The 8,771-nt window shown below is 73.9% G+C and carries 4 protein-coding genes; 3 read left to right on the forward strand and 1 reads right to left on the reverse strand.

Going from position 1 to position 8,771, the window contains the following annotated elements; genetic code table 11:
- Window positions 1–167 precede the first annotated feature (167 nt).
- A complete protein-coding gene (locus tag QK442_RS32700) occupies window positions 168–3,161 on the forward strand; it encodes a BTAD domain-containing putative transcriptional regulator (RefSeq protein ID WP_282697742.1) in 2,994 nt (997 codons plus the stop codon).
- Between the two features lie 92 nt (window positions 3,162–3,253).
- Here the strand turns inward: QK442_RS32700 and QK442_RS32705 are convergent, their stop codons facing one another.
- The gene (locus QK442_RS32705; RefSeq protein WP_282697743.1) at window positions 3,254–3,457 is read right to left on the reverse strand and encodes a hypothetical protein; all 204 of its coding nucleotides are present in this window, start codon (window positions 3,455–3,457) and stop codon (window positions 3,254–3,256) included.
- Between the two features lie 370 nt (window positions 3,458–3,827).
- On the opposite strand from QK442_RS32705, the gene QK442_RS32710 reads away from it, so the two are divergent.
- Both QK442_RS32710 and QK442_RS32715 read left to right on the forward strand, forming a co-directional pair.
- Window positions 3,828–5,462, forward strand: coding sequence for a helix-turn-helix domain-containing protein (locus tag QK442_RS32710; RefSeq protein WP_282697744.1), 1,635 nt, complete (start codon window positions 3,828–3,830; stop codon window positions 5,460–5,462).
- A gap of 272 nt (window positions 5,463–5,734) precedes the next feature.
- On the forward strand, window positions 5,735–8,771 hold a 3,037-nt coding region (locus QK442_RS32715), incomplete at its 3' end, for an amino acid adenylation domain-containing protein (protein ID WP_282697745.1).

The following is an 8,771-nucleotide window of genomic DNA, read 5'->3' on the forward strand; positions in this document are numbered from 1 at the left end:
TACGGTCCGAACCGGTACGGTCCGGCCTGGCACGGCGCGATGCGATTCCGGTGTGTCGACTCATCTGTTGCGTGGGGGAATCAGTGGCTGCAGCCGACAACGGGTTAGGGGATCAGGACGTCCCGGGCGGTCCGCGCCTCACCTTCCGGGTTCTCGGCCCGCTCCAGGTGCAGGGCACCGCCGGCCCGCTGCGGGTACCGCCGGGCCGGCAGGAGGTGATCCTCGCCGCGCTCCTCCTGGAGAGCAACCGGGTCGTGAGCACCAGTCAGCTCGTCGATCTCATCTGGGAGGACAACCCCCCGGAGACCGCCCGTACCCAGGTCCAGATCTGCGTCTCCCGGCTGCGCAAGATGCTCGCCGACGCGGAGGGCGAGGTCGCCCTCACCACCCGCCCGCCCGGCTACGTGCTCCACACCGACGCGGGCAACGTGGACGCCGCCCTCTTCACGGGCCTCGTGCAGCGCGCCCGTGTCCTGCGCGAGTCCGGCGAACCCGAGGAAGCGGTACGGCTCCTGAGATCCGCGGTCACGCTCTGGCAGGGCGACTGCCTCACCGGTCTCGACAGCGGCCCCCTCGCCAACAAGGCCCGCCAGCTCAACGAGGAACGCCTCGCCGCCGTCGAACTCCGCATCCGGCTCGAACTCGAACTCGGCCGCCACGACCGGCTCGTGGGAGAACTCCAGCGGCTCACCCACGAACACCCCCTCCGCGAGAAGCTCCACGGCCAGCTCATCCAGGCCCTGTACTGGTCCGGCCGCCAGGCCGAGGCCCTCGAAGCCTTCCGCACCGCCCGCCGCTACCTCGCGGAGGAACTCGGACTCGAACCCAGCCGCGAACTCCGCGACCTGGAAGCCGCCATCCTCGCCGGCGAACTCCCGCCACCCGCCGCGACGACAGCAGCAGCCACCGCCGCCCGCCCCGTACCGCCCTCCACCCCGGCCTCCGGAACCCCGGGCACCGAACAGCAGGACGAGGCACCCGCCACCGCGGCGGAGACGACGCCCACCCCCGTAGCCGAATCGATTCGGCACGACACCGTGCCCCACCAGCTCCCCGCCGACATCGCCGACTTCGTCGCCGACGGACAGCGACTCGCGGCCCTGGAGAAGGCACTCACCGGCGGCGACGGGCGCGGTACCGTCGGCCTCGCCGCCATCACCGGCAAGCCCGGCACCGGAAAGTCGACCCTCGCCGTCCACGTCGCCCACGCCCTCGCCGAGACCGGCTTCCCCGACGGACAGCTCTACTGCGACCTGCGCGGCACCACCGCCACCCCCGCCACCCCCGTCGAGGTCCTCGGCCGCTTCCTGCGCGCCCTCGGCATCCCCGGCCAGCTCATCCCCGAATCCCTCGACGAACGCGCCGAGATGTACCGCACCCGGCTCTCCGCCCGCCGCGTCCTCGTCGTCCTCGACGACGCCGCCGGAGAGAGCCAGGTCCTGCCCCTGCTTCCCGGCAGTCGGGGCTGCGCCGTCCTCGTCACCAGCCGCGCCCGCCTCACCGCCCTGCCCGGCGCCCACCGCGTCGAGCTCGACGTCCTCGACGAGGACCGGGCCCTCGAACTCCTCGCCCGCATCATCGGCGGCGACCGGGTCTCCGGCGAGGCCGTGGCCGCCGAGGCCCTCGTCCGCACCGTCGGCCGCCTCCCGCTCGCGCTCAGGATCGTCGCCGCCCGCCTCGCCGCCCGCCCGCACTGGACCCTCGCCTCGATGGTGCAGCGGCTCGCCAACGAACGGCACCGGCTCGACGAACTCGCCCACGGCGAGATGACCATGCGCGCCAGCCTCTCCCTCACCTACGAAGGACTGGCACCCGACGACCGCGGCCTGCTGCGGCTGCTCAGCATGGCACAGGCACCCACCCTGCCCAGCTGGCTGGCCGGCGCCCTCCTCGACGACCACCGGCCCTTCCCCTCCGACCTCATGGAACCCCTCGTCGACGTGCAGATGCTCGACGTCGCCGGCGTCGAGCCGACCGGCGGCTTCCGCTACCGCTTCCACGAGATCATCCGCGTCTACGCCCGCGAACAGCTCGCCGCCCAGCACCCGCCCGAGGTACGGCGGGTGGCCTTCGCCCGGATGGCCGGCGGCTGGATGCACCTCGCCCAGGAGGCCCACCGCAAGGTCTACGGCGGCGACTTCACCGTCCTGCACGGCGACGCCCCGCGCTGGCAGCCCCCCGCCTCGTACACCGACGAGATCCTCGCCGACCCGCTCGCCTGGCTCGACGCCGAACAGGCCGCCCTGTGCGGCATGGTCGGGCACGCCGCCGACGAGGGACTGCACGACCTCAGCTGGGACCTCGCGACCTCCCTCGTCACCCTCTTCGAGGTACGCGGCCACTACGACCTCTGGGAGCGGACCCACCTCACCGCCCTCGCCGCCGTCCGCAAGGCCGGCAACCTCCGCGGCACCGCCGCGATCCGCGCCTCCCTCGGCTCGCTGTACATGAGCCGCAACCAGTACGACACCGCACGCCAGGCCCTCACCTCGGCCCTCGACGTCTTCCAGGCCCTCGACGAGCCCATGGGCGAAGCCCTCTGCAGACGCGACATGGCCCTGATCGCCCGGACCGCAGGCGACGACTCCGCCGCCCTGGAGCTGTACCGGCGCTCCCTCGCGGACTTCGACCGGGCCGGCGACGTCGTCGGACGCGCCATCGTCCTCACCCAGAGCGCCCACATCCGCATGCGGCAGGGCGAGACCGACCTCGCCCAGAAGCAGCTCGACGAGGCGCTCGACATCTACGAGGGCATCGGCTACACCGGCGGCCGGGCCCGCACCCTGCGGCGGGTCGGACAGATGCTCCTGGAACAGGGCCGGAGCGACCTGGCGGTCCTCACCTTCACGGAGGTGCTCGAACTCTGCCGGGACTCCGGCGACGTGATCGGGGAGGGGCACCTGCTGCGCGACCTGGGCCACGCCTTCACCGTGATGGGACGGCCGGACCGGGCCCGCGACTTCTACGACCGGGCGGTCTCCGCACGGGAACAGATCATGGATTTCAGCGGCGGCGCGCTGGCGCGCCTGGACCTCGCCCGGCTGCTGACGGAGGAGCCGGGGCGCTCACGGAGACTGCTGACACCCGCGGTCGAGGTGTTCCGTGAGCGACGGATGACACGGGAGCTGGCGGAGGCGGAGCGACTGCTCGGCGCCTGCTGAACGACCGGGGGAGCGGGGGCGTCGGGGGAGCGGCCTCACCCCCAGGGGGTTGCCCGTAGGGGTCCAGGGGGTTGCCCGTAGGGCGGGCGGCCTCAGTCCCAGGGGTTGTTGTCCGTGGTGGCGGTCGGCGTCGGAGTGGGGCCGGCGGCCGGGACCGAGGCGCCGGGGGTGGTGGTGGCCGGCGCGGACTCGTCGGCCCAGCTCGTCTGGAGACCGACGCCGGTCACCAGGACGATCAGCGCGGAGGAGACGACGGCGCGGAGGGCGGTGCGGCCGGCGGCGGTGTTCTTCGACATCGGATTCTCCATCTCGTTCCGTGACCCGTCCGGGACCCTCGCGGGCTCCGGCCGAGGCTGGCGTTTCCTTCTGGACACCACGTTAGGAAGAGGCGGATTCACCGCACCGCCCGCTGCCCTATCGCCCCGCTATCACCGCGCCGCCCCCGCCATCACCGACGCCCGGACCGCTATCACGGGAACCCGTACGGGCTTTCGCCGCTATCCCCGGCCGACCTCCCGCGGCCCCCGGTCCGGTTAGTGCCGCGATGTCCCGTCGATAGGCGCCCCGCGGAACCTGGAGCCAGCAGACGGCGAGGCGCCGCCGCGACCGGCCCGGACCAGGCCGGCCGCCCGGCCCCCGCCTCCACCTGACCAGCGGGAGCTCTCCATGACGACCGGTCTCTCCCCTGAGGGCACGACGACGGCCACCGCCGCCCTCGGCGCCCTCATCCGCGGACACCGCCTCCGTATCGGCCTCACCCAGCGCGAACTCGCGGACCTCTCCACCATCAGCGTCCGCGCCATCCGCGACCTGGAGAAGGGGAAAGCCCTCCGCCCCCGCGCCGACACCGTCCGGCTGATAGCCGACGCACTCCGTCTCGGCCCCCGCGCCCGCGCAGCCCTGGAAGAAGCGGCGAGACGGGGCCACCAGGGCGGCGCCGGCCGGCACCTGCTCCTGGAACGGTGCGCCCCGCCCGCCCCGCTGCACCCGCTGATCGGCCGCCAGGCCGAGGCCACCGTCCTCGCCGACGAACTCCGCTCCGGCACCGAACGCCTCGTCACCGTCGTGGGGCTCAGCGGCGTCGGCAAGACCCGGCTCGCACTGGAGGCCGCCACCCGCCTCCACGACACCGGCATCCCCGTCCTCTGGCACACCGCCCCCGGCGCGGCCTCCGACTGCCTGCCCCCCGACGACGACCCCCTCGCCACCCTCACCACCACCTGCGCCGCCTACCTCCACGGCCCGGCCGACCCGGCCCGCGACACCGGCTCCGGCCCCACCACACGCCGACCCCACACCCCCGGGTCCGCCACGAACCAGCCGCACGCCTCCGAGGCCACCGCCCGCTCCCCGTACGCCCCCGGATCCGCCGAGCTCCGGCCGTACGCCTCCGAGCCCGCCATCCGCTCCCCGTACACCTCCGGCCCCACCGTGGACCGGTCGTACACCTCCGGCCCCGCCCACCCGTACGGCCTCAGTACCACCCACGGCCCCGCCGAGGAGCACGAGCAGCCGCCCGCCGAGCTCCTCGCCACCGTCGGGGACCGTGACGTGCTCCTCGTCCTCGACGGCGTCGACACCCCCCGGCTCGACTTCCAGCGACTCGGCCGACTGCTGCGCGAACTGCCCGGTCTCCGCCTCCTCGTCACCGCCGACACCCCCTGGAACGTGCCCGGCGAGCGCCTCTTCCTCCTCGCGCCGCTCGACACCCCGCACCCCGGCGGTACGCCCGCCGCCGAAGCCTCCGCCGTACGGTTCCTCCTCAGCCGGATCCGCAGGGTGCGGCCCGACATCGTCCCCGACGAGCGGAGCCTCGCCGACGTCGCCTGGGTGGCGCACCGCCTCGACGGGCACCCGCTGGCCCTCGCCGCCGCCGCCTCCTGGCTCACCGTCTGCGACCTGCCCACCCTGCGCCACATCGTCGAGACCGACCCGGCCCCCCTCCTCGACCACCTGGCCGACGGCAGCTCCGGCTCCCACCTCCGCGACGGCGTCGCCCGCGCGCTCGACAGCCTCCCCGCCGGCCCCCGGGACCTCGTCGCCCGGCTGTGCGCCGCCGACGGTGACGAGTTCGACCTCGACGAGGTTGTCCGGCTCACCGGCCGCCCCCTGCCGGACTGCGGCCGCATGGTCCGCGCCCTGCTCATCGGCGGTGTCATCCGCCCCAGCACCGACCACGGCCGCTCGGCCTTCCGTCTCCTCCGCGTCGTACGGGCCCTCGCCGCGACCCCGCCCCCCGCGCCCCCGGCTTCCGCTGCCGCCGGGGTGACCGCCGCCGTCGCCGCCCCCGCTGCCGCCTGACTGCCGCAGCGCCGCCGATCCGCTGCCGTACCGCCGGGGCAACTGCCGCTTCCGGCCCCCGCGTACGGGTTGTATGGCCACTGCCGGCCGGTCGACACCGACCGGCCGGCCCCACCCCAACCGACACCCAACCGACACCCGGCCGGATCCACTCGATCGGATCCGCCCGACCGGATCGCCCGGACCGGATCCACCCCACCCGGCCTCCGGCCGCCCCGCACGCACCCGGTGCCGACGGCACCCCCACCTGACGTGACCTCACAGGAGTCCCCATGCCGTTCGACACGCCCGTCGCATCCGCACCGGCCGCCGTGCGGCTGCCCCTCTCGGTGGCCCAGCGGGACATCTGGACGGCTCATCTCCTGGACCCCACCGGCGTCAAGTACAACGTCGGCGAATGCCGGGAGATCAACGGCCCGGTCGACCCGGAGCTGATGGCGGCGGCCTGGCGGCGCCTGGTCGACGAGGCCGACTTCCTGCGCGTCCGGGGCTTCGAGGAGGACGGCGAGCAGGTCTGGCAGCTCCTCGACGCCGACGCGGGCACCCGCACCCTGCCGTTCACCGACCTCAGCACGGCGGACGACCCGGAGGCCGCGGCCCGGCAACTGATCGACACCCTCATCGGCACGCCCTTCGACCTGACCGGCGAACCGCCGGTCCGCTGCGCGCTGATCAAACTGGCCGAGGACCGGTTCTTCTACTTCTACGGCTTCCACCACCTGGTCGTCGACGGCGTCGGCGTCTCGATGGCCCTGGCCCGCCTCGTCGAGCTGTACGAGCGGGCCGTCGCGGGCGAGCCCTGGGGCGAGACGCCCTTCGGCTCCCTGGCCGAACTCCTCGCGGAGGACGCCGCCTACCGCGCCTCCGACGAGGCCGCCGCCGACCGCACCGCCTGGCGCGAGCACCTGGCCGGCGTCCCTGACGCCCCCGCCGGACTCGTCCGGGGCCGCGACCGGGCACCGGCCGCCCACGGCGCCCTGCCCTTCGCCCGCCGCAGCGTCCACGTCTCCGCGGCCGACGCCGACCGGCTCCGGGCGGCCGCCCGCGCCGAACGGGTCAACTGGTCCGTCCTCCTCATCGCCCTCTTCGCCGTCTACCTCCACCGCGTCACCGCCCGCGACGAACTGGTCATCGCCCTGCCGGTCACCGGCCGCACCACCCGCGCCGCCCGCAGCACCCCCGGCATGATGTCCAACATCGTCCCGCTCCGCCTCCGGGTCCGCCCCGAGGACGGCTTCGGGGACCTCGTCCGCACCGTGGCCGCCGAGGTCAAGCACGGCCTGCGCCACCAGCGGACCCGCTACGAGGAGCTGTGCCGGGACGCCGGAGCCCTGGACAGCGGCCGACGACTCGCCGCCCCCGTCCTCAACATCATGGGCTTCCACGCCGAACTGACCGTCGGGGGCCACCCCACCATCAACCACAACATCAGCAACGGACCGGTCGACGACCTGAACGTCGCCGTCCTCGACCTCGGCACCGCCCACGGCCTCCGCATCGACTTCGACACCCCCGTCGAGGGCGTCGACCCGGCCCTCACCGCCGCCCACCAGGACCGCTTCGCCGCCTTCGTCACCTCCTTCCTCACGTCCTTCCACGCCGACGAGGAGGCACCCGGCGCGCGTCGCGTCGCCGACCTCGACGTCCTCCGCCCCGAGGAGTACACCCTCCTCACCCGCACCTGGGCGGGCCCGCTCGCGGACCCCGTCGAGACCACCCTCGTCGCCCGCTTCGAGCAGCAGGTACGGCTCCACCCCGGCCGTACCGCTCTGATCGACGCCGACGGCAGCGTCTCGTACGCGGAACTCGACGCCGCAGCCAACCACCTGGCCCACCACCTGAACGCCCGGGGGCTCGGCCGCGGCGACCTCGCGGGCGTCCTCCTGGAGCGCGGCATCCCCTTCGCCACCGCCCTCCTCGCCGTCCTCAAGACCGGCGCCGCCCATGTCCTGCTCGACCCCGACTTCCCCGACGAGCGCCTCCGCTCGGCCGCGACCGACGCCGGCATCACCCACCTCGTCACCCGCCCGGGACTCGCGGACCGCCTCGAAGGCCCGTGGACCACCCACACGGAGCCCACCCCGAGGCAGCCCACCTCCGACACCGCCTCCGCCCCCGATGCCCCCGAGGTCCGCATCGGCCCCGACGACCCCGCCTGCCTCATGTTCACCTCGGGCTCGACGGGCCGCCCCAAAGCCATCCTCTCCTCGCACCGCAACCTGGTCTCCACCCTCCTCGGCCAGCCCTACCTCCCCGCCGGCCCCGACCAGGTCTACCTCCAGTGCTCACCCGTCTCCTGGGACGCGTTCAGCCTGGAGTTCTGGGGCGCCCTCCTGCACGGCGGCACCGCCGTCCTCCAGCCCGGCCAGAAGCCCGAACCGGCACTCGTCACCGAACTCGCCCGCCGCCACGGCGTCACCACGCTCCTGCTCTCCGCCACGCTCTTCAACTACCTGACCGACGAGCACCCGGAAGCCTTCGAGACCGTCACCACCGCCTTCACCGTCGGAGAGGCCGCCTCCCCGGCCCACGTCCACAAGCTCCAGCGACTCAAGCCCGGCATCACCGTCCTCAACGGATACGGCCCCGCCGAGGTGATGATCTTCGCCACGACCCACGCCATCGAACCCACCGACCAGCCGCACACGGCCGTCCCCGTCGGCACCCCCCTCGTCAACAAGCCCGCCTACGTCCTCGACCCCTCCCTCCGCCTGTGCCCGCCCGGAGTGACCGGAGAGCTGTACGTCGCGGGCGAGGGCCTCGCCCACGGCTACCTCGGCCGCCCCGACCTGACGGCGACCCGCTTCGTCCCGAACCCCTTCGGGACGAAGGGCGGCCGCCTCTACCGCACGGGAGACCTCGTCCACTTCGACACCCACGGCAGGCTCGTCTACGAAGGCCGGGCGGACGACCAGATCAAGATCCGTGGCTTCCGCATCGAACCCGGCGAGACCGAAGCCGTACTCCTGACCCACCCCGCCGTCACCCAGGCCGTCGTCACCGTCCACGAGCAGCGCCTGGCCGCCCACCTCGTCCTCGACGGCCCGGCGGCCGCCGACCCCGAGGAGATCCGCCGCCACGTGGCCGACCGCCTCCCCGACCACCTGGTCCCCACCCACATCACCGTCCTCGACCGGCTCCCCGTCACCCCCAACGGAAAGATCGACAAGCGCGCCCTGCCCGCCCCGGACACCACCGCCCTCGGCACCCGGCGTGCTCCCCGCAACCGGACCGAGGAGATCCTCGCCGGCCTCTTCGCCCTGACCCTGGACTCGAAAGAGGTCGGCATCGACGACAGCTTCTTCACCT

This window comes from Streptomyces sp. CC208A, from assembly GCF_030010625.1.
Classification (GTDB): Bacteria; Actinomycetota; Actinomycetes; order Streptomycetales; family Streptomycetaceae; genus Streptomyces.

Coding starts and splice junctions, on each gene's coding strand:
- QK442_RS32705 (WP_282697743.1), bottom strand. CDS start 3,457: ATGTCGAAGAACACCGCCGCCGGCCGCACCGCCCTCCGCGCCGTCGTC.
- QK442_RS32710 (WP_282697744.1), top strand. CDS start 3,828: ATGACGACCGGTCTCTCCCCTGAGGGCACGACGACGGCCACCGCCGCC.